Origin of the sequence: Cupriavidus lacunae (assembly GCF_003353055.1) — a bacterium.
GTDB lineage: Bacteria > Pseudomonadota > Gammaproteobacteria > Burkholderiales > Burkholderiaceae > Cupriavidus > Cupriavidus lacunae.
Map to the genome: position 1 here is coordinate 78523 of NZ_QKWJ01000026.1, position 17837 is coordinate 96359.

The following is a 17837-nucleotide window of genomic DNA, read 5'->3' on the forward strand; positions in this document are numbered from 1 at the left end:
TATGATTTTTTGTCCCGGTCCGTTTGCCTGAATACTCAGCGCCACAGGTTGCCAACCTGACTGCCACGCGAACCTTCTCGTCGGGACCTGGATACACCAGCCCGCCGCGCGTGCCGCCCCCACCAGTTCGTGGAGACCCTGCATGAACGACGCCACCCTCGCGACACCCGCCACCGCCGCTGCCGCCGCCGCCGCCAGCGCCCCCCGCACGCAAAGCCAGTTCCGCCTGATCGCGGCGTGCTCGCTGGGCAATGCGCTGGAGATGTTCGACTTCACCGTCTACAGCTTCTTCTCGCTGCTGATCGGCAAGTTGTTCTTTCCCTCCGACAGCGCCTATGGCTCGCTGCTGCTGGCGGTGGCCACCTTCGGCATCGGCTTCGTCATGCGCCCGCTCGGCGGCGTGATGATCGGCAGCTACGCTGACCGGCGCGGACGCAAGTCGGCGATGACGCTGACCATCGGCCTGATGGTGGCGGGCACGCTGTGCATCGCACTGGCGCCGCCGTATGCGTCGGCCGGCATCTTCGGCTCGCTGATGATCCTGGCCGGCCGGCTGCTGCAGGGCTTCTCGCTCGGTGGCGAGATCGGCGCATCCACCGCGATGCTGATGGAGGCAGGCGGCGTCAAGGGCCGCGGCTGGCGCGTGAGCTGGCAGCTCGGCAGCCAGGGCATCTCGGCGTTGCTGGGCGCGCTGACCGGCGCCACGCTGTATGCCATGCTGCCCACCGCATCGCTGGAAAGCTGGGGCTGGCGCCTGCCTTTCCTGGTTGGCCTGCTGATCGCGCCCGTGGGGCTGTATATCCGCGCACATCTCGATGAAACCCACCAGGCCGATGCCCACGCGCCGAGCCCGCTCGGCGAGCTGTTCCGCAACCATTGGGCCACCGTGCTCAAGGGCATCCTGGCGACCACCGCGGGCACGGCCACCATGTACCTGGTGGTGTTCTTCATGCCCACCTACATGATCCGCGTGCTACATATGCCGGCGTCGCTGTCATTCCTGTCCGGCTGCGTCACCGGGCTGACGCTGACTGGGGTGTCACTGTTTGCCGGCCGCCTGGCCGACCGGCTCACCGCGCGCAAGCCGCTGGTGGTGGCCTCACTGGTGCTCAGCATGCTGGCGGTGTATCCGGCTTTCTTGCTGATCAATGCCTATCCGAGCATGCCGCTGGTGCTGTGCGTGTCGGCGCTGTTGACCGCGCTGGTCAACCTGGGCACCACGCCGATGTTCCTGATGATGCTTGAAACGCTGCCCGCCGGCGTGCGTGCCAGCGGCCTGTCAGTGATCTACAGCGTGGGCGTGACCGTGTTCGGCGGCTCGTCGCAGTTCATCGTGACCTGGATGCTGGCGCGTACCGGCAATCCGATGTCGCCAGCCCTCTACATGCTGGTGTGCGGCGTGATCACGCTGCTGGCCGTCTTGCGCATCCGCGAAACCCGCGCCCATTGAAGCCAACCATTCCGGAGAACCGACCCATGACCCGCGCACCGACACTCAAGCCATTCCAGTACCTGCCGCACCTGCTGCCCGCCATCGGCATCGACGCCGACACCTTCGTCGGCATCCGCCGCCAGATCCACGCGCAGCCCGAGCTGGGCTTCGAAGTGGGCGCAACCAGCAAACTGGTGGCGACACTGCTGGCCGAATGGGGATACGAGGTGCACACCGGCATAGGCAAGAGCGGCGTGGTGGGGCAGCTCAGGCACGGCAGCGGCACACGGCGCCTCGGCATCCGCGCCGACATGGATGCGCTGCCGATCGTCGAAGCCACCGGCCTGCCCTACGCCAGCCGCGTGCCTGGCAAGATGCACGCATGCGGCCACGACGGCCATACCGCGATTCTTCTGGCCGCGGCCAGGGCGATCGCCGACAAGCCTGACTTCGACGGCACGCTCAACCTGATCTTTCAGCCTGACGAAGAGAACCTGTGCGGCGCGCGCGCGATGATCGAGGATGGGTTGTTCGAGCGCTTCCCGTGCGATGCGATCTTTGCGCTGCACAACATGCCGGGCGTGCCAGCGGGTTCCTTCCGCGTGCTGCCGGGACCGGTAAGCCTGTCGTCGGACGTGGCCGACGTTACCGTGCGCGGCGTGGGCGGGCACGGCGCGATGCCGCATCGCGCGCGCGACCCGATCGCGGCGGCGGCGGCCATCGTCACCGCGCTGCAGACCGTGGTCGCGCGCAATGTCGCGCCGGATGACAGCGCGGTGGTATCGGTCGGCTTTATCCGCGGCGGCGCCACGCACAACGTGATCCCGGAAACCGTGACGCTGGGCCTCAACGTGCGCGCCGCGCGGCCCGACACGCGCGCACTGGTCGAGCAGCGCATCCGCGAGATCGTCGCGCTGACCGCGCAGGCGCATGGCGTGGAAGCCCAGATCGACTACCGCCAGCTGACGCCGCCGATGGTCAACGCCGAGGCCGAAACGCTGCTGGCGCAGCGTGTCTGCACCGAGCTGGTCGGCGCCGGCAACGTGGTCACGCAGGCGCCGAAGGGACTCAACGGCAGCGAGGACTTTGCGTGGATGCTGAACGCCGTGCCCGGCTGCTACCTGATCCTGGGCAACGGCGAAGGCGAATTCGGCGGCTGCATGGTGCACAACCCTGGCTACGACTTCAACGACGCGGTGCTGCCGTTGGGCGCGGCGGCCTGGCTGCGGCTGGTGCAGACCTATCTGGCGGCGTGATTACGCCTGATCACGCTAGCCGGGGCCCTGCGCCCCGGCGCGCGTCGAGCTCGGCATTCATCTGCGCGGCCTCGCCCAGCACATATGCCAGCCGCCGCAACGGCCGACTGCACTGCACGTGCAGGTACAGGTAGCTGGCGCCACCGGCGACCAGCATCACCCCATAGCCCAACAGCAGCATCGGCACCATCTGCTGCGCAAGCGGCAGCGTGCGCCAGGCGCTGGCCAGCACCGCGGCGGCGGGCGCCAGTGCCAGCAGCAGCCCGACGGTGCGCGCCGCCCCCTCCCATAGCCGCAGTTGCAGCGCCACGCGCCGCTGCCGCGCTGCCAGCTGCGCCGGCGGGATGCGCGCGAGTTGCCGCAGCAGCGCGTCTTCGGCCGCGCGCTGGCGGTCGATCTCTGCCGCCTGCCAGCGCAGCGGGTTGCGCAGCCTGGACAGCGCGGTGCCAGAGTGCGCCAGTCCCGTACCTACATAGCAGGCGGCCGACAGGGCCAGCAGCGCCTCGAACGTGCGCAGCGGCCACGGCGGTGCCGGATGCTTCAGCCACAGCCGCCAGACAGCCAGGGCCGCGCCGCTCAGCAGGGTCGCCAGCAGCGCGGCGATAAAGCCCACCCACAGGACACGCCCAAGGCGTCCGGCCGGCGCCGGGGCGGCAGCGGGGGGGCGCGCGCGGCGCGGGCGCATTGAGCGCTTCAAGCAGTTCGTAGGTGGACGGCAGCCTGGAATACATGGTCGGCCCGGATGGCGAGGAATCCCGCCATTTTGCCGCACCGCGCAACGGCGGATCACCGGCCGGTGCGGGTGCGCCGGCCCGTACCCACCGCTGCGCTGCATGCCCGTACCGTCACACCATATACCCAATTGCGTACCCCGGCGTACGCCCGCCAACCGTCCGATCAGACTTCCAAGGCGAAATTGCATACCCCAGGTATCGAATCAACTGATCTCCCTTCTGTTTATCCCAACCCGCTTGCGGGAATAGGATCGACTCCAACGAAATTCCCACCATTACCGGAGACAAGATCATGGCAAAGATGAGAGCAATCGACGCGGCAATCGCCGTGCTGGAGAAGGAAGGCGTGACTACGGCGTTCGGCGTGCCCGGCGCGGCCATCAACCCGTTCTACTCGGCGATGCGCAAGTCGGGCAACATCAACCACGTGCTGGCCCGCCACGTCGAAGGCGCCTCGCACATGGCCGAAGGCTACACTCGTGCCGAACCCGGCAATATCGGCGTCTGCGTCGGTACCTCGGGCCCCGCCGGCACCGACATGATCACCGGCCTGTACTCGGCCTGGGCGGATTCGATCCCCATCCTCTGCATTACCGGCCAGGCCCCGCGCGCCCGCCTGTACAAGGAAGACTTCCAGGCCGTCGATATCGAATCGATCGCCAAGCCCGTGACCAAGTGGGCCGTGACCGTGCGCGAGCCGGCCCTGGTGCCGCAAGTGTTCCAGCAGGCGTTCCACATCATGCGTTCGGGCCGCCCGGGTCCGGTGCTGATCGACCTGCCGTTCGACGTGCAGGTGGCAGAGATCGAATTCGATATCGACACCTACCAGTCGCTGCAGCCGTACAAGCCGGCTGCCTCGCGTGCCCAGATCGAGAAGGCCATCTCGATGCTGAACGCGGCCGAGCGCCCGCTGATCGTGTGCGGCGGCGGCGTGATCAACGCTGACGCGTCGGAACTGCTGGTCGAGTTTGCCGAACTGGTCAATGTGCCGGTGGTGCCGACCCTGATGGGCTGGGGCGTGCTGGCCGACGACCACCCGCTGCAAGCCGGCATGGTCGGCCTGCAGACCTCGCACCGCTACGGCAACGCCACGCTGCTGGCTTCGGACTTCGTGATGGGCATCGGCAACCGCTGGGCCAACCGCCACACCGGCAGCGTCGACGTCTACACCAAGGGCCGCAAGTTCGTGCACGTCGATATCGAGCCCACCCAGATCGGCCGCGTGTTCGGCCCGGACCTGGGCATCGTTTCCGACGCCAAGGCCGCGCTGGAACTGTTCGTCGAAGTCGCCCGCGAAATGAAGATGGCCGGCCGCCTGCCGTGCCGCAATTCGTGGGTGGCCGACGTGCAGAAGCGCCGCCGCACCATGCAGCGCAAGAGCGACTTCGACAACGTGCCGGTCAAGCCGCAGCGCGTGTACCGCGAGATGAACCAGTACTTCCCGCGCGACGTGCGTTATGTCAGCACCATCGGCCTGTCGCAGATCGCCGCGGCGCAGTTCCTGTCGGTAAATGAGCCGCGCCACTGGATCAACTGCGGCCAGGCCGGCCCGCTGGGCTGGACCATCCCGGCCGCGATCGGCGTGAAGACTGCTTCGCCGGACTCCGACGTGGTGGCGATCTCGGGCGACTACGACTTCCAGTTCATGATCGAAGAGCTGGCCGTGGCCGCGCAGTTCAAGGTGCCGTACATCCACGTGGTGGTGAACAACTCCTACCTCGGCCTGATCCGCCAGGCGCAGCGCAACTTCGAGATGGACTACTGCGTCCAGCTGGCCTTCGACAACGTCAACGCCCCTGAACTGAACGGCTACGGCGTGGACCACGTCAAGGTGGTCGAGGGCCTGGGCTGCAAGGCGATCCGCGTGTTCAAGCCGGAAGACATCGCTCCGGCCTTCGCCGAAGCGCGCGACCTGATGGCCGAGTTCTCGGTACCGGTGGTGGTCGAGGTGATCCTGGAGCGCGTGACCAATATCGCGATGGGCACCGAGATCGACAACGTCAACGAGTTCGAGCCGATCGAAGACCTCGAGGACATCGAGGAAGCGATCCTGAAGGAAGAAGTGGAAACGGCGTAAGCAACACCATTCCAACATGGAACGCGCGGGCTACGGCCCGCGCGAATCCAGCGCCCCCGCCTTATCGCTGTACCGCATTACCGCACCGCATTACCGCAGTAAAGGCTCCGCACCGGCGGAGCGACAACACAATTAAACCGGAGAGACTCATGACTAAACTTGCGGCCAACCTGACCATGCTGTTCAACGAAGTGGGTTTTCTCGACCGCTTCGAAGCCGCCGCGCGCGCGGGCTTCCGCGGGGTGGAATTCCTCTTCCCGTATGCGTTCCACGCGGACCAGATCGCTGACCGCCTGAACCGCTTCCAGCTGGACCTGGTGCTGCACAACCTGCCCGCTGGCAAGTGGGACGCGGGCGAGCGCGGCATTGCCTGCCACCCGGACCGCGTCGGCGAATTCCAGGACGGCGTGGGCGAGGCCATCAAGTACGCCAAGGTGCTGGGCGTGCGCCAGCTGAACTGCCTGGTCGGCATCCAGCCGCAGAACGTCAAGCGCGAGCAGGCGCAGGAAACGCTGGTGGAAAACCTGCGCTTCGCCGCCAGCGCGCTGGCCGCCGAGCATATCGACCTGCTCATCGAGCCGATCAACACCTTCGACATCCCCGGCTTCTTCCTGTCGCGCACGCAGCAGGCGCTGGACCTGATCAACCAGGTCAACGCGCCCAACCTGTACGTGCAGTACGACATCTATCACATGCAGCGGATGGAAGGCGAAATCGCCGCCACCATCAAGGCCAACCTGCCGAAGATCAAGCATGTGCAGCTGGCCGACAACCCGGGCCGCAACGAACCGGGCACGGGTGAGCTGAACTACCACTTCCTGTTCAAGTTCCTGGACGAGATCGGCTACAACGGCTGGATTGGCTGCGAGTACAAGCCGAAGACCACGACCGAAGCCGGCCTGGGCTGGCGCGCCGAGCACGGCGTGCAGTAACCGGTTACCACCTACGCCAACCAAGACAGACCTAAGCTCATTCAAGGAGACATCAATATGGCAAACCAACGCAACGTCGGCTTCATCGGCCTGGGCATCATGGGCGCACCGATGGCGGGCCACCTGCGCGCCGCCGGCCACACGCTGTTCGTGCATGACGTCAATCCGGCTCCGCAAGCGCTGGTCGATGCAGGCGTGACCGTCTGCACCAGCGCCGAGGAAGTCGCCAAGCGTGCCGACATCATCGTCATCATGGTGCCGGACACCCCGCACGTGGAAGCCGTGCTGTTCAGCGAGAAGGGCGTGGCCGCCGCGTTCAAGGCTGCCGGCAAGGAAGCCAGCCACAGCAAGATCGTGGTCGACATGAGCTCGATCTCGCCGATCGCCACCAAGGACTTCGCCGCGCGCATCAACAAGCTGGGCGCTTCGTACCTGGACGCGCCGGTATCGGGCGGTGAAGTGGGTGCCAAGGCCGCAACGCTTACCATCATGGTCGGCGGCCCGCAGGAAGCCTATGACCAGGTCAAGCCGCTGTTCGACCTGATGGGCAAGAACGTCACGCTGGTCGGTGGCAACGGCGACGGCCAGACCACCAAGGTGGCCAACCAGATCATCGTCGCGCTGAATATCCAGGCCGTGTCCGAAGCCCTGCTGTTCGCCTCCAAGGCCGGCGCCGATCCGGCCAAGGTGCGCCAGGCGCTGATGGGCGGCTTCGCCGCCTCGCGCATCCTGGAAGTGCACGGCGAGCGGATGGTCAAGCGCACCTTCGACCCGGGCTTCCGCATCGAGCTGCACCAGAAGGACCTGAACCTGGCGCTGCAGGGTGCCAAGGCGCTGGGCGTGGCCCTGCCCAACACCGCTACCGCGCAGGAGCTGTTCAACACCTGCGCAGCCAACGGCCTGGGCAAGCAGGACCACTCGGCCCTGTGCCGCGCGATCGAGATCATGTCCAACCACCAGATCGCCAAGTAAGCAGTACCCCAGTCGTCCCCGCCCCGCGGGGACGACACGCTTTCGCCGTCAGTCAGTACCAGGATTCTTCATGCTCGCCACCGAACCCCAAGTCGCCCTGCTGTCGCCCCAGCGCGCGGCAGCTCAACCTGAACAGCGCAACCCGCGCGCGCTGCTGCGCGACCTGTTCGATACCGCGGTCGCTTCCGTCAGCGCCAGCCACTGCCTGCCGCCGCACCTGCCCGCGCCGCCCAAGGGCCGCACCGTGGTGATCGGTGCCGGCAAGGCCGCCGCGGCGATGGCGCAGGCCGTGGAAGCGAACTGGCAAGGCGAGCTGTCGGGCCTGGTGGTGACACGCTACGGCCACGGTGCCGACTGCAAGCGCATTGAAGTGGTGGAAGCCGCCCACCCCGTTCCCGACGAAGCCGGCCAGCGCGCCGCGCAGCGCATGGTGGAACTGGTACAGGGCCTCACCACCGACGACCTGGTGCTGTGCCTGATCTCCGGCGGCGGCTCGGCCCTGCTGGCCGCGCCCGCGCCCGGCCTGACGCTGGCCGACAAGCAGGCCATCAACAAAGCGCTGCTCAAGAGCGGCGCGAGCATCGGCGAGATGAACTGCGTGCGCAAGCACCTGTCGGCCCTCAAGGGCGGCCGCCTGGCGCTGCATTGCGCCCCGGCACGCGTCGAGACGCTGCTGATCTCCGATATTCCCGGCGATGACCCGACTCTGATCGCAAGCGGCCCGACGCTGCCCGACGCGACCACCTGCGCCGACGCGCTGGCCGTCATCGCCAAGTACGGCATTGAAGTCCCCGCCAACGTGCGCGCCCACCTGGAAAGCGGCGCGGGCGAAACGCCCAAGCCCGGCGATACCCGCTTCGACGGCCACCGCAACGTGACGCTGGCCACTGCGCAGCAATCGCTGGAAGCGGCCGCCGCGCGTGCGCGTGAACTGGGCTACGAGGCCCACATCTTGTCCGACTGCATCGAAGGCGAAGCGCGCGAAGTGGCCGAAGTGCACGCCGCCATCGCGCGCCAGGTTGCGCAGCGCGGGCAGCCCTTCAGCAAGCCCTGCGTGATCCTGTCCGGCGGCGAGACCACCGTGACCGTGCGCGGCAAGGGCCGTGGCGGACGCAATGCCGAGTTCCTGCTGTCGCTGGCGGTGGCGCTCGACGGGCTGGCCGGCGTGCACGCGATCGCCTGCGACACCGACGGCATCGACGGCTCCGAGGACAACGCCGGCGCGATGCTGTCGCCCGACACGCTGACCCGCGCCACCGCGCGCGGCCTGTCGGCGCGCGCGCACCTGGACAACAACGACGGCTATGGCTTCTTTGCCGGCGTCGACGACCTGATCGTCACCGGCCCGACGCGCACCAACGTGAATGACTTCCGGGCGATCCTGATCGTGTAAGCCCGCAGTAGCCAGCGCAGTACCGTCGTACCGAACCTGTAGTTGACCTGAACAGCATTACCCGGCGCGCCACGTGGCGCGCCGTCCGAGAATGGAAGAGGAGACATCATGAGACGCCAGCGCAAAGCGAAGATCGTTGCCACGCTTGGACCCGCAAGCACCGACATCGCGGTGATCCGCGAACTGTTCGAGGCGGGCGCCGACGTGTTCCGGCTCAACTTCAGCCACGGCACGCACGAAGACCACCGCGCGCGCTACGACGCCGTGCGCAAGATCGAGGCCGAGACCGGCCGCCCGATCGCGATCCTGGCCGACCTGCAGGGCCCGAAGCTGCGCATCGGCACCTTCGCCGCGGGCAAGGTCGCGGTACGCGCGGGCGATGTGTTCGTGCTCGACAGCGATCCCACGCCGGGCGACGGCACCCGCGTCTACCTGCCGCATCCCGAACTGTTCGCCGCCGCGCAGCCGGGCCAGTCGCTGCTGATCGACGACGGCAAGGTGCGCCTGTCGATCGAAGCCGTAACCACCGGCACCATCACCACGCGCGTGGTCAACAACGGCACGCTGTCGGACCGCAAGGGCGTGAACGTGCCCGACGCCGTGATCCCCATCCCTGCGCTGACCGCGAAGGACCGCAAGGACCTGGACTTCGCGCTGGCGCTTGGTGCGGACTGGATCGGCCTGTCGTTCGTGCAGCGCCCGTCCGATATCGTGGAAGCGCGCGAGATCGTCGGCACCCGTGCCGGCATCCTGTCCAAGATCGAAAAGCCGGCCGCGCTGCAGCAGCTCGAAGAGATCGTGCGCGTGTCCGATTCCGTGATGGTGGCGCGCGGCGACCTCGGCGTGGAACTGCCGCCCGAGCGCGTGCCCGGCGTGCAGAAGCGCATCCTGCGCGTGTGCCGCCAGCTCGGCAAGCCGGTGGTGATTGCCACGCAGATGCTGGAATCGATGATCGACTCGCCGGTGCCGACCCGCGCCGAAGCGTCGGACGTGGCCAGCGCCATCTACGAAGGCGCCGATGCGGTGATGCTGTCGGCCGAATCGGCCAATGGTCGTTACCCGGTGCCGGCGGTGTCGATGATGAACCGCATCGTCACCGAGGTCGAACGCGACCCGCTCTACCGCAACCTGCTCGACGCCCAGCATGAGACCCCGCTGAACACGCGCCAGGATGCGATCTGCGCGGCGCTGCGCGAGGTCACGCAGATCATCGGCGCCGCGGCGACGGTGACCTACACGTCCTCGGGCGCCACCGCACTGCGCGCCGCGCGCGAGCGGCCGTGCGCACCGATCGTCAGCATCACGCCCAACCTGGAAATTGCGCGCCGCCTGGCGATTGCGTGGGGCATCCACTCCACCGTGAGCCCGGATGTGCAGAGCGTGGATGAAATGGTCGAAGCCGCCACGCGCGCGGCGGTGGCCGAAGGCTATGCCGCACCGGGCGACCAGATCACCATTGCCGCGGGCATGCCGTTCGGGCAAGGCGGGACCACCAACCTGTTGCGCGTGGCCGAAGTGGGTGCCAGCGCGGCGGCAGCCGCACCGGCTGCGCGTGAGGCTGCCTTGGCCTGACAGCGCTGCTTGCGTTCCCGTCCCGGGACGTTCAGGTCATGACGGAACCGGGTGCAAACCCGGTTTCTTTGTTTTGCCGCACACCGCCTGCGTTGCCCCTCTCCAGGGTAAGTGGGTGGTGTCTTTTTTATTGTGCGCCTGGATGTGCCTGGCTGATGGCGGAAGCAGCACCAATCCCCGGATTGCTATACTGATTGCCACCTCCTCCCAGTCAAACACCCCCTATCCCGGAGCCCCCATGCGCCTAGATGACGAAGCCGAAAGCCAGAACGTTGAAGACCGCCGCGGCGGATTCGGCGGCGGGTTCGGCGCCGGGCCGAAGACCATCGGCATCGGCACCATCGTCATTGCGCTGGCGGCGTCCTATTTCTTCGGCATCGACCCGACGCTGATCATGCAGGGCGCCTCGGTGCTGCAGGGCTCCGGCCCGCAGCAGCAGCAACATCAGCAGGTGAACCGCCCGCCGGCGACGGACCACATGACCGTGTTCACGCGCAAGGTGCTGGGCAATACCGAGCGCACCTGGCAGCACATCTTTGAAACCCAGCTGAACCGCCGCTATGCGCCGCCCACGCTGGTGCTGTTCTCCGGCGCCACGCCCACGGCCTGCGGCACCGGCCAGTCGGCGATGGGCCCGTTCTATTGCCCCGGCGACCAGAAGGTCTATATCGACCTGGCCTTCTATGACGAATTGCGCCAGCGCTTCGGCGCTGGCGGCGACTTTGCCCAGGCGTATGTGATCGCGCACGAGATCGGCCACCATGTGCAGAAACTGCTGGGCGTATCGGACAAGGTCGACAGCGCGCGCCGCCGCATGGGCGAAGCGCAGGCCAACCAGTTGTCAGTGCGCATGGAGCTGCAGGCCGACTGCCTGGCCGGTGTCTGGGCCGCCACCGCGCAGCGTGCCAACCAGCAACTGCTGGAGCCCGGCGACGTCGAAGAAGGCCTGAAGGCCGCCGCCGCGATCGGCGACGACCGGCTGCAGCGCCAGTCGCAGGGCTATGTCGTGCCGGAAGCCTTTACCCATGGCTCCAGCGAGCAGCGCGTGCGCTGGCTGCGCCGCGGCATCGAGTCCGGCGATATCCGCAAGTGCGACACCTTCGCCTCGCGCGACCTGTGACCGCGGGCTCCACCCCTGCTGCATGCGGCAATCGCGCGCACGATACCGCAGCCACACAGCCGCCTTCGGCATGAAGCGCATGCCTGCGCGCTGATGCGGCCACGAGCCGACGGAAGAGAAAAACGCCTGCCAGGCGAAGAGAGAAGGAGGAGGAGGTCGGCCGGGCAGGCGGGAGAGAAAACTTGCGGCCACCGTAGTGGCCGCCTGGGGTCTTCAGGAAGACCCTGGGGATCAGACGCGATAGCCGTACAGCGAGCCGTCACCCGTACGCGAGTTGTCGAGCGCGCGATCGGCAATTTCACCCGTGAAGCTATGCGCGCCTTCGCTGAAGCTGTCGAACTTGCCGTCGCGGCGCGAACCTTCCGAGTACGGGTCGAAGCGGCCGGCGCGGGCGCCGTCAGTGTACGTATCGAACTTGCCTTGCTTGGCGCCGTCCGTATATACGTCGTACTTGCCGACCCGCAGCGCGTCGGCATACACATCAAACTTGCCAACCTTGCTGGCAGCAGCGGGGGCAGCCAACGCCGCAGCGGACGCGGCTACCGCCGCGAACACGAGCGCGCCGCCAAGGATACGTCTGGCGATCATTTGGGACTCCTTCAACTGATTTCGTCTTGCTTTCTTGTATGGACCGGGAAGAGACTCCGGCCGCTCTGCAATCTATGTTGCGATACGAGCACGGACTGAAGATTAGTCACAGTCCACGCAAGCAGAAATACCGCTGCGACGAATGGTGCGTTGCTAGTCGTGAAACGACTGGCTTGCCGATGAATGGTGTCCACGGATCGCCGGTAACACGCCGCGCGGGACGCGCGTGCGTGGCCCCGGCGGCACGCGCCGGGGCGGGATCAGCGCCAGATCAGCGCCGGATCAAAGGGTGTACTGGCCGCTTGCTTCCGGCTGGAAGGCGATCTCGAGCACACTTACCTGCTGCTCGCGGCCATCGGGCAGGCGGTAGCTGACGGTCTGCCCGGCGCGTGTGCCCAGCAGCGCCTGCCCCACCGGCGACAGCACCGACAGGCGGCCGGCATCGAAGTCCGCCGCGTCGGGGTACACCAGCGTCCAGTTGCGCGGGGCCTGCTCGCCCGGCAGGGTGCACACCACGCGGGTGTTCATGGTGACCACATTGGTGGGGATCTCTTCGGGCGCGACGATGGTGGCGCGCGCCAGCAGGCTGTCGAGCATATCCTCGAGCTGCGCCGAGCCGGCGCGGCTGGCGATGCGCTCCAGGCGGGTGACGTCGAGTTCGGTCAGGTACAGGGAAACGGTATTGGTCTTGGTGGCCGTCATGGCGGGTCCTCCGGCAGTCATGGGTTGGCGCGGCCCGGCCAACATGGCAGGCGGCGGCGGTCAGGTCTTGCAGGTTGGCATGCCGCGCAGCGGCGCGGACATCAACGGATCGGCGAACGCCTTGCGGCGATTGCCGGCAACAACGGAATCGCTGGCTCGGGCCCGGTTCGGCCCGGGCCCCGCTTTGGGAGACAAATCAGGCTGGGAACCGGGCGGAATCAGGCGGTGCGCTGATCCGGCGGGGAGACATCGCGCGCGTGGCGCGCTGGGGCAGGCGGCTGGCCGTGGCGACCGCGAACGCGTGCGCGCGGCCAGCCCGCATCAGGCGGGCAGGCGCGTCGGGCATCGGCGTCAGGCGATCAGTCATGGTCATGCGGAAAGTAGGATTAGGGCAGCGGAGGGTTCACTGCACTGGCAAAGCAGGTAAGTCATCGCTCACAAGCTTCGCTGCCGCCCGGTCTGTGCACCGTGCTGGTGCGGATCCGGGAACAATCATCGTAGCACAGCGGTGCGCACGCTGGCGTCACCCGTTGGTGGCATGGCCGGCTTCATGTGCCGCGTCATGCACCGCTTCATGCGTGCCGGCGTGGCATTCGCACGCGGCGCCTGCGGCGGCCTGCTGCAGGTTCTGGAGGATGCCGCACTCGCTGGCGGGCTGGTGGTGGCGGCAGGTCTCGCGCAGCGCGCGTAACTGCCCTTCCAGCGCCTCCAGCGCCAGGCGCTGGGCGTGGATCTGGGCGATCTGGCGGTCCAGCAATGTGTTGATGCCGTCACAGTCACGCGACGGGTTGCGCTCGAACTCGCGCAGCCGCCGCACGTCCGACAGGCTCATGCCGAGCGAGCGGCAGTGGCGCACGAAATTCAGTTGCACCAGGTGGCCGTCATCGTAGCGGCGATAGCCGTTGGCCTCGCGCCGGGGCGCGTCGAGCAGCCCTTCGCGTTCGTAATAGCGGATGGTCTCGACGTCGCAGCCGCTGGTACGGGAGAGTTCGCCGATGCGCATGGTGTTTGGTCCTTCACCTTATACCCTGTAACTACTACAGGGTTACCCATAGTGTAGGCCAGTCTCATGCTTCTTGCAGGAGTGACGGACGCGGCACGAATTCCGGGCGCGACGCCGTTGCGGGCGGCGCCCGCGCCAGGCCGCATCCTGTAGAATTCCTTCGACTTCTACCGATTAAAACCTTCCCCGTTCGTGCGCTCCCTCCGGCTACTCCTGCTGGTCATGATGCTGGCCTTCCTGCCCCTGCCGGGCTGGGCGGCCGCATTCGCGCACGCCGCGGCGAGCACCGGTGAAGTCCCGCCCGCGCCTGCAGCCGCCATCGGCGGCGACGACGCGGTCGAAACCGCCGCAGCGGGCAATCCGTCGCCGGCTTCCGAGTCCGCCGAGCCGCAGTGGCAGCCCGGCGCCGACCTGGCCGAGCAACTGCTGCCGGCATCCCCCCTGCGCCTGGCCGCCTGGGCCGGCCGCGCCGGGCCGCCGCGCTATGCCGGCGCCCCGCTGCCCGAACCCGACCTGCCACGGCTGCCACGCCCGCCGCGCGCCTGATTCCCACCGGCGCGGCCCGACCGCGCCCGCCTGTTCCTGCGTGCCGCGCCTGTGCGCGCTGCGCGCGCCTGCGGCTCGTCCGCATCCTTGCTGTACCCGCTCTACACACCACGGCTCCACACACATGAAACGCGTACTGCTTTTCCTGGCGACTAACCTCGCCGTCATGCTTGTCCTCAGCATCACCGCCAGCGTGCTGGGGGTGAACCGCTACCTGACTGCCAACGGGCTGAACCTGGGCATGCTGCTGGCATTCGCCGCGCTGATGGGCTTCGGCGGCGCCTTTATCTCGTTGCTGATGTCCAAGACCATCGCCAAGTGGTCGACCGGGGCGCAGGTCATCACGCATCCCGGCACCAGCACCGAGCTGTGGCTGGTGCAGACCGTCGAGAAGCTGGCGCAGCGCGCCGGCCTGCCGATGCCGGAAGTGGCCATCTACGAGGGCGAACCCAATGCCTTCGCCACCGGCGCGACCAAGAACAGCTCGCTGGTGGCGGTATCCACCGGCTTGCTGCAATCGATGTCCCATGAAGAAGTGGAGGCCGTGCTGGCGCACGAGGTCGCGCACGTGGCCAATGGCGACATGGTCACGCTGACGCTGATCCAGGGCGTGGTCAACACCTTCGTCATCTTCCTGGCGCGCGTGGTCGGCTACTTCGTCGACTCGATGCTGCGCAAGAACGACGAGGAATCGAGCGGCCCGGGGATCGGCTACATGGTCACGGTGATCGTCTGCGAAGTCGTGTTCGGCGTCCTGGCCAGCATCATCGTGGCCTGGTTCTCGCGCAGGCGCGAGTTCCGCGCCGATGCGGGCGCCGCCGGCATGATGGGCACGCCCACGCCGATGGTGGCGGCGCTGCGCCGCCTGGGCGGCCTGGAGCCGGATGGACTGCCGCAGAACATGCAGGCAATGGGCATCGCCGGCGGCAAGTCGTGGATGGCGCTGTTCTCGAGCCACCCGCCGATCGAGCAGCGCATTGCCGCGCTGCAGTCGGCGCGCTGATACCAGGGCTCAGTCGAATACCCGGCCGCGCAGCGACTTGACCTGGCTGCGCTGGCTCTTGCTTTCCAGCCGGCGCTGGCGCGACGCCCGTGTCGGCCGCGTGGGCCGGCGCACGCGCGGCGGCGTGGCCACGCTGCGCACCAGTTCGTGCAGCCGCCGCACCGCTTCGTCGCGGTTCTGGTCCAGGCTGCGGAACTGCTGCGCCTTGATCACCACCACGCCATCGCGCGTAATGCGGTGGTCATGCAGCGCCAGCAGGCGCTCCTGGTGATCGGGCGCGAGCGAGGACGCGCGCACGTCATAGCGCAGATGCACGGCATTCGACACCTTGTTGATGTTCTGGCCGCCCGCACCCTGCGCCCGGATCGCGGTGATCAGGTATTCGTGATGGGGGATGACGAGGTCGTCGGACATGGCGGCATCATAGCAAGCGCCTCAGCGCCCGCTGCGCGCTACTACCTTCTTGCTGATCGGGTTGTGCATCTTCTTTGCCAATGGCGGGAAATCGTAGAAAAAGATGCGGTATAGCTCGCGCCGTTCCTGTCGCCGCCGTTTCGACGCGGGCCGAGATGCGCGCACGCCCACCGATGTGCGCACTCGGCTGCCCGACGCGCGTCATGGGCATTCGGTGGCTCGATGGCCCGGAAGCGCTTGATGAAAAATGCCCGTCGATAAGGATCGCAGTAGGCAAGCCGTCCCCTTGTTCATCATGTCCGGCGTCCAGAAAGGCGACACACAAAACAGCACGATCCGGCAGGCCCCGGCAGTCGTGCCCGCCACGCCGATCACGCACAGCGATCCCGGGCCGGACCTGGATGGTGAGCGTAGCTGCGTTCGACTACGCCCGCGAGTCGGCCGGGGCCGCTAGCGGCGGTGCGACGGCAACACGGACTGATGTTCCGGAGAAAATTTGGCGCGCCCGGCTGGGATCGAACCAGCAACCCCTGCCTTCGGAGGGCAGTACTCTATCCATTGAGCTACGGGCGCACAGGACGGTTTTGCAACCGGTTTTGCGGGTACAGCGGTTGCGGCGGGCGAGTGCTGCCGCAGAGAAGTCGCATAGGATACCGCTTTTGCCCGACGCCGTCCATGCGGGACCTCCACGGGCGTAGGGGAACGTCTCGCAACCGCCGCTTTTTGGCACTGGCTGGGGGGCTTTGGCGCTATAATCGCCAGCTATTTGCGTCAAATCGTGCCCGTCGCGCCGTCGACGCAACGAGTCGACCGGGGTCAAATCCGCGCGGCTGGTTGTGGGTGACAATCGGGGCCCGGTCCGGGAGACAGTCCGAAGCACGCAAATAGCAACAGACCCAAGTCAGGCAAGGGCCGCAGGGGAGCGCGGGCGGTCCGGATGGGGCCGGATAGTGGTCAGCGAAGGGCCACACCAGGGCCAGAAAAAGCAAGCCGAGCGTAAGCGGCCAGAAGGTTTCCTGCAAAACTGAGAGTTCTGTATGAGCGACGTCCACAACGAACACCCCGAACACGAGTCTCCCATCAAAACCCCGAAGCAATTGATCGCAGTCGTGATCGCGGCGTTCCTGGTGCCGATCATCGTGATCATCCTGCTGGTCAACTTTGTCGGACACGGCTCCACGGAAAGCGCCGGTGCAGTCACTACGGCGGAAGCCGTCAACGACCGCATTAAGCCGGTCGCCTCGCTCGAAATCAAGGATGCCAACGCGCCGCGCGTATTCAAGACGGGCGAACAGGTCTACAAGGAAATCTGCGCCGCCTGCCACGCGACCGGCGCGGCGGGTGCGCCCAAGTACGGCAACGCCGGCGACTGGAGCGCGCGTATCGGCCAGGGCTTTGAGGGCCTGGTGAAGTCATTGCTCAACGGCAAGGGCGCCATGCCGCCGCGCGCCGGCAGCACCCCGGACGACTACACCGATTACGAACTGTCCCGCGCCGTGGTCTACATGGCCGACGCCGGCGGCGCCAAGTTCCCCGAGCCGGCCGCACCGGCCGCTGCCGCCCCGACGACTGCCGCCGCATCTGAAGCCGCCGCTCCGGCTGCTGCTGCCGCGCCGGCCCCGGCTGCTCCGGCCGCCGCAGCACCGGCGCCTGCCGCCGCCGCGGCACCGGCCGCCCCGGCAGCTGCCTCGGCGGATGTCGGCAAGAAGGTCTACGAGCAAGTCTGCGCGGCCTGCCATGCCGCGGGCGTGGCCGGTGCGCCCAAGTTCGGCGACAAGGCCGCGTGGGCGCCGCGCCTGAAGGAAGGCATGGACGCGGTCCACAACTTTGCGCTCAAGGGCAAGGGCGTGATGCCGCCCAAGGGTGGCTACGCCGGCCCGGATGCGGACGTGCTCGCCGCCGCGGACTACATGGCCAACGCCGCCAAGTAAGCCGGCCCGCTGCAAACCAAAAAGCCCGCGCAATATGCGCGGGCTTTTTTTCGGTGTGCCGAGCATGCGCAACAGCTTGGGGGTGAAAGTCCCCTGTCCAGCCTGATGGTGGCGAAGGACTAGCGAAACGCAAGGGCGTCGTCGTGAGGCGGGGTCTGAAGG

The 17837-nt window shown here is 67.3% G+C and carries 17 protein-coding genes and 1 tRNA gene; 11 read left to right on the forward strand and 7 right to left on the reverse strand.

Annotated features, from left to right (window positions below):
- Window positions 1-142: 142 nt before the first annotated feature.
- Both DN412_RS20840 and DN412_RS20845 read left to right on the forward strand, forming a co-directional pair.
- Entirely contained in the window at window positions 143-1450 is a 1308-nt protein-coding gene (locus DN412_RS20840) for an MFS transporter (RefSeq protein ID WP_115213316.1), read from the forward strand.
- 26 nt (window positions 1451-1476) lie between these two features.
- Complete coding sequence (locus DN412_RS20845) at window positions 1477-2688, forward strand: M20 aminoacylase family protein (RefSeq protein WP_115213317.1); 1212 nt, start codon at window positions 1477-1479, stop codon at window positions 2686-2688.
- A 10-nt stretch (window positions 2689-2698) separates the two neighbouring features.
- On the opposite strand, the gene DN412_RS20850 is transcribed toward DN412_RS20845, so the two are convergent.
- Window positions 2699-3373, reverse strand: coding sequence for a hypothetical protein (locus DN412_RS20850; RefSeq protein ID WP_244222719.1), 675 nt, complete (start codon window positions 3371-3373; stop codon window positions 2699-2701).
- 341 nt (window positions 3374-3714) lie between these two features.
- Here DN412_RS20850 and gcl point away from each other — a divergent pair, with 341 nt between their 5' ends.
- From gcl to ypfJ, 6 genes are all read left to right on the forward strand, one after another.
- Window positions 3715-5499 carry a glyoxylate carboligase gene (gene gcl, locus DN412_RS20855; protein ID WP_115213318.1) on the forward strand — a complete coding sequence of 595 codons (1785 nt, stop codon included), beginning with the start codon at window positions 3715-3717 and terminating at the stop codon, window positions 5497-5499.
- 149 nt (window positions 5500-5648) lie between these two features.
- Entirely contained in the window at window positions 5649-6431 is a 783-nt protein-coding gene (hyi, locus tag DN412_RS20860) for a hydroxypyruvate isomerase (protein ID WP_078198249.1), read from the forward strand.
- A 57-nt stretch (window positions 6432-6488) separates the two neighbouring features.
- The gene (gene glxR, locus DN412_RS20865) at window positions 6489-7403 is read left to right on the forward strand and encodes a 2-hydroxy-3-oxopropionate reductase (protein ID WP_078198250.1); all 915 of its coding nucleotides are present in this window, start codon (window positions 6489-6491) and stop codon (window positions 7401-7403) included.
- A gap of 70 nt (window positions 7404-7473) precedes the next feature.
- Window positions 7474-8796, forward strand: coding sequence for a glycerate kinase type-2 family protein (locus DN412_RS20870; RefSeq protein WP_115213319.1), 1323 nt, complete (start codon window positions 7474-7476; stop codon window positions 8794-8796).
- A gap of 108 nt (window positions 8797-8904) precedes the next feature.
- On the forward strand, window positions 8905-10368 hold the full coding sequence (gene pyk / locus DN412_RS20875; protein ID WP_115213320.1) for a pyruvate kinase: 1464 nt from the start codon (window positions 8905-8907) through the stop codon (window positions 10366-10368).
- 238 nt (window positions 10369-10606) lie between these two features.
- Entirely contained in the window at window positions 10607-11488 is an 882-nt protein-coding gene (ypfJ, locus tag DN412_RS20880; RefSeq protein ID WP_115213321.1) for a KPN_02809 family neutral zinc metallopeptidase, read from the forward strand.
- Window positions 11489-11719: 231 nt separating this feature from the next.
- Here ypfJ and DN412_RS20885 read toward each other — a convergent pair whose 3' ends face one another.
- The 4 genes from DN412_RS20885 to DN412_RS20895 form a co-directional block, all read right to left on the reverse strand.
- A complete protein-coding gene (locus DN412_RS20885) occupies window positions 11720-12076 on the reverse strand; it encodes a hypothetical protein (RefSeq protein WP_115213322.1) in 357 nt (118 codons plus the stop codon).
- A 282-nt stretch (window positions 12077-12358) separates the two neighbouring features.
- The gene (rnk, locus tag DN412_RS20890) at window positions 12359-12778 is read right to left on the reverse strand and encodes a nucleoside diphosphate kinase regulator (RefSeq protein WP_115213323.1); all 420 of its coding nucleotides are present in this window, start codon (window positions 12776-12778) and stop codon (window positions 12359-12361) included.
- Between the two features lie 196 nt (window positions 12779-12974).
- Complete coding sequence (locus DN412_RS44060; protein WP_208647628.1) at window positions 12975-13145, reverse strand: hypothetical protein; 171 nt, start codon at window positions 13143-13145, stop codon at window positions 12975-12977.
- Window positions 13146-13301: 156 nt separating this feature from the next.
- Complete coding sequence (locus DN412_RS20895) at window positions 13302-13781, reverse strand: Cd(II)/Pb(II)-responsive transcriptional regulator (RefSeq protein ID WP_115213324.1); 480 nt, start codon at window positions 13779-13781, stop codon at window positions 13302-13304.
- 222 nt (window positions 13782-14003) lie between these two features.
- Here DN412_RS20895 and DN412_RS20900 point away from each other — a divergent pair, with 222 nt between their 5' ends.
- Window positions 14004-14327: a hypothetical protein gene (locus tag DN412_RS20900; protein ID WP_115213325.1), complete on the forward strand. Its 324-nt coding sequence runs from the start codon at window positions 14004-14006 to the stop codon at window positions 14325-14327.
- 124 nt (window positions 14328-14451) lie between these two features.
- Window positions 14452-15330 carry a protease HtpX gene (gene htpX, locus DN412_RS20905; RefSeq protein ID WP_115213326.1) on the forward strand — a complete coding sequence of 293 codons (879 nt, stop codon included), beginning with the start codon at window positions 14452-14454 and terminating at the stop codon, window positions 15328-15330.
- Window positions 15331-15339: 9 nt separating this feature from the next.
- Here htpX and arfB read toward each other — a convergent pair whose 3' ends face one another.
- Together arfB and DN412_RS20920 are read right to left on the reverse strand one after the other, a co-directional pair.
- Window positions 15340-15744: an alternative ribosome rescue aminoacyl-tRNA hydrolase ArfB gene (gene arfB, locus DN412_RS20910; RefSeq protein ID WP_078198259.1), complete on the reverse strand. Its 405-nt coding sequence runs from the start codon at window positions 15742-15744 to the stop codon at window positions 15340-15342.
- Between the two features lie 497 nt (window positions 15745-16241).
- Window positions 16242-16317 (reverse strand) — tRNA-Arg (locus tag DN412_RS20920).
- A gap of 464 nt (window positions 16318-16781) precedes the next feature.
- Here DN412_RS20920 and DN412_RS20925 point away from each other — a divergent pair.
- On the forward strand, window positions 16782-17675 hold the full coding sequence (locus tag DN412_RS20925; protein WP_115213327.1) for a c-type cytochrome: 894 nt from the start codon (window positions 16782-16784) through the stop codon (window positions 17673-17675).
- Window positions 17676-17837: the final 162 nt, after the last annotated feature.

Excerpts from the sequence above, each read along its gene's own strand:
- DN412_RS20885 (WP_115213322.1), bottom strand. The coding sequence starts at position 12,076 with ATGATCGCCAGACGTATCCTTGGCGGCGCGCTCGTGTTCGCGGCGGTA.
- ypfJ (WP_115213321.1), top strand. The coding sequence starts at position 10,607 with ATGCGCCTAGATGACGAAGCCGAAAGCCAGAACGTTGAAGACCGCCGC.
- DN412_RS20925 (WP_115213327.1), top strand. The coding sequence starts at position 16,782 with ATGAGCGACGTCCACAACGAACACCCCGAACACGAGTCTCCCATCAAA.
- DN412_RS20870 (WP_115213319.1), top strand. The coding sequence starts at position 7,474 with ATGCTCGCCACCGAACCCCAAGTCGCCCTGCTGTCGCCCCAGCGCGCG.
- DN412_RS20850 (WP_244222719.1), bottom strand. The coding sequence starts at position 3,373 with ATGCGCCCGCGCCGCGCGCGCCCCCCCGCTGCCGCCCCGGCGCCGGCC.
- htpX (WP_115213326.1), top strand. The coding sequence starts at position 14,452 with ATGAAACGCGTACTGCTTTTCCTGGCGACTAACCTCGCCGTCATGCTT.
- glxR (WP_078198250.1), top strand. The coding sequence starts at position 6,489 with ATGGCAAACCAACGCAACGTCGGCTTCATCGGCCTGGGCATCATGGGC.
- gcl (WP_115213318.1), top strand. The coding sequence starts at position 3,715 with ATGGCAAAGATGAGAGCAATCGACGCGGCAATCGCCGTGCTGGAGAAG.
- DN412_RS20840 (WP_115213316.1), top strand. The coding sequence starts at position 143 with ATGAACGACGCCACCCTCGCGACACCCGCCACCGCCGCTGCCGCCGCC.
- pyk (WP_115213320.1), top strand. The coding sequence starts at position 8,905 with ATGAGACGCCAGCGCAAAGCGAAGATCGTTGCCACGCTTGGACCCGCA.
- DN412_RS20895 (WP_115213324.1), bottom strand. The coding sequence starts at position 13,781 with ATGCGCATCGGCGAACTCTCCCGTACCAGCGGCTGCGACGTCGAGACC.
- arfB (WP_078198259.1), bottom strand. The coding sequence starts at position 15,744 with ATGTCCGACGACCTCGTCATCCCCCATCACGAATACCTGATCACCGCG.
- DN412_RS20845 (WP_115213317.1), top strand. The coding sequence starts at position 1,477 with ATGACCCGCGCACCGACACTCAAGCCATTCCAGTACCTGCCGCACCTG.
- DN412_RS20900 (WP_115213325.1), top strand. The coding sequence starts at position 14,004 with ATGATGCTGGCCTTCCTGCCCCTGCCGGGCTGGGCGGCCGCATTCGCG.
- hyi (WP_078198249.1), top strand. The coding sequence starts at position 5,649 with ATGACTAAACTTGCGGCCAACCTGACCATGCTGTTCAACGAAGTGGGT.
- DN412_RS44060 (WP_208647628.1), bottom strand. The coding sequence starts at position 13,145 with ATGACTGATCGCCTGACGCCGATGCCCGACGCGCCTGCCCGCCTGATG.
- rnk (WP_115213323.1), bottom strand. The coding sequence starts at position 12,778 with ATGACGGCCACCAAGACCAATACCGTTTCCCTGTACCTGACCGAACTC.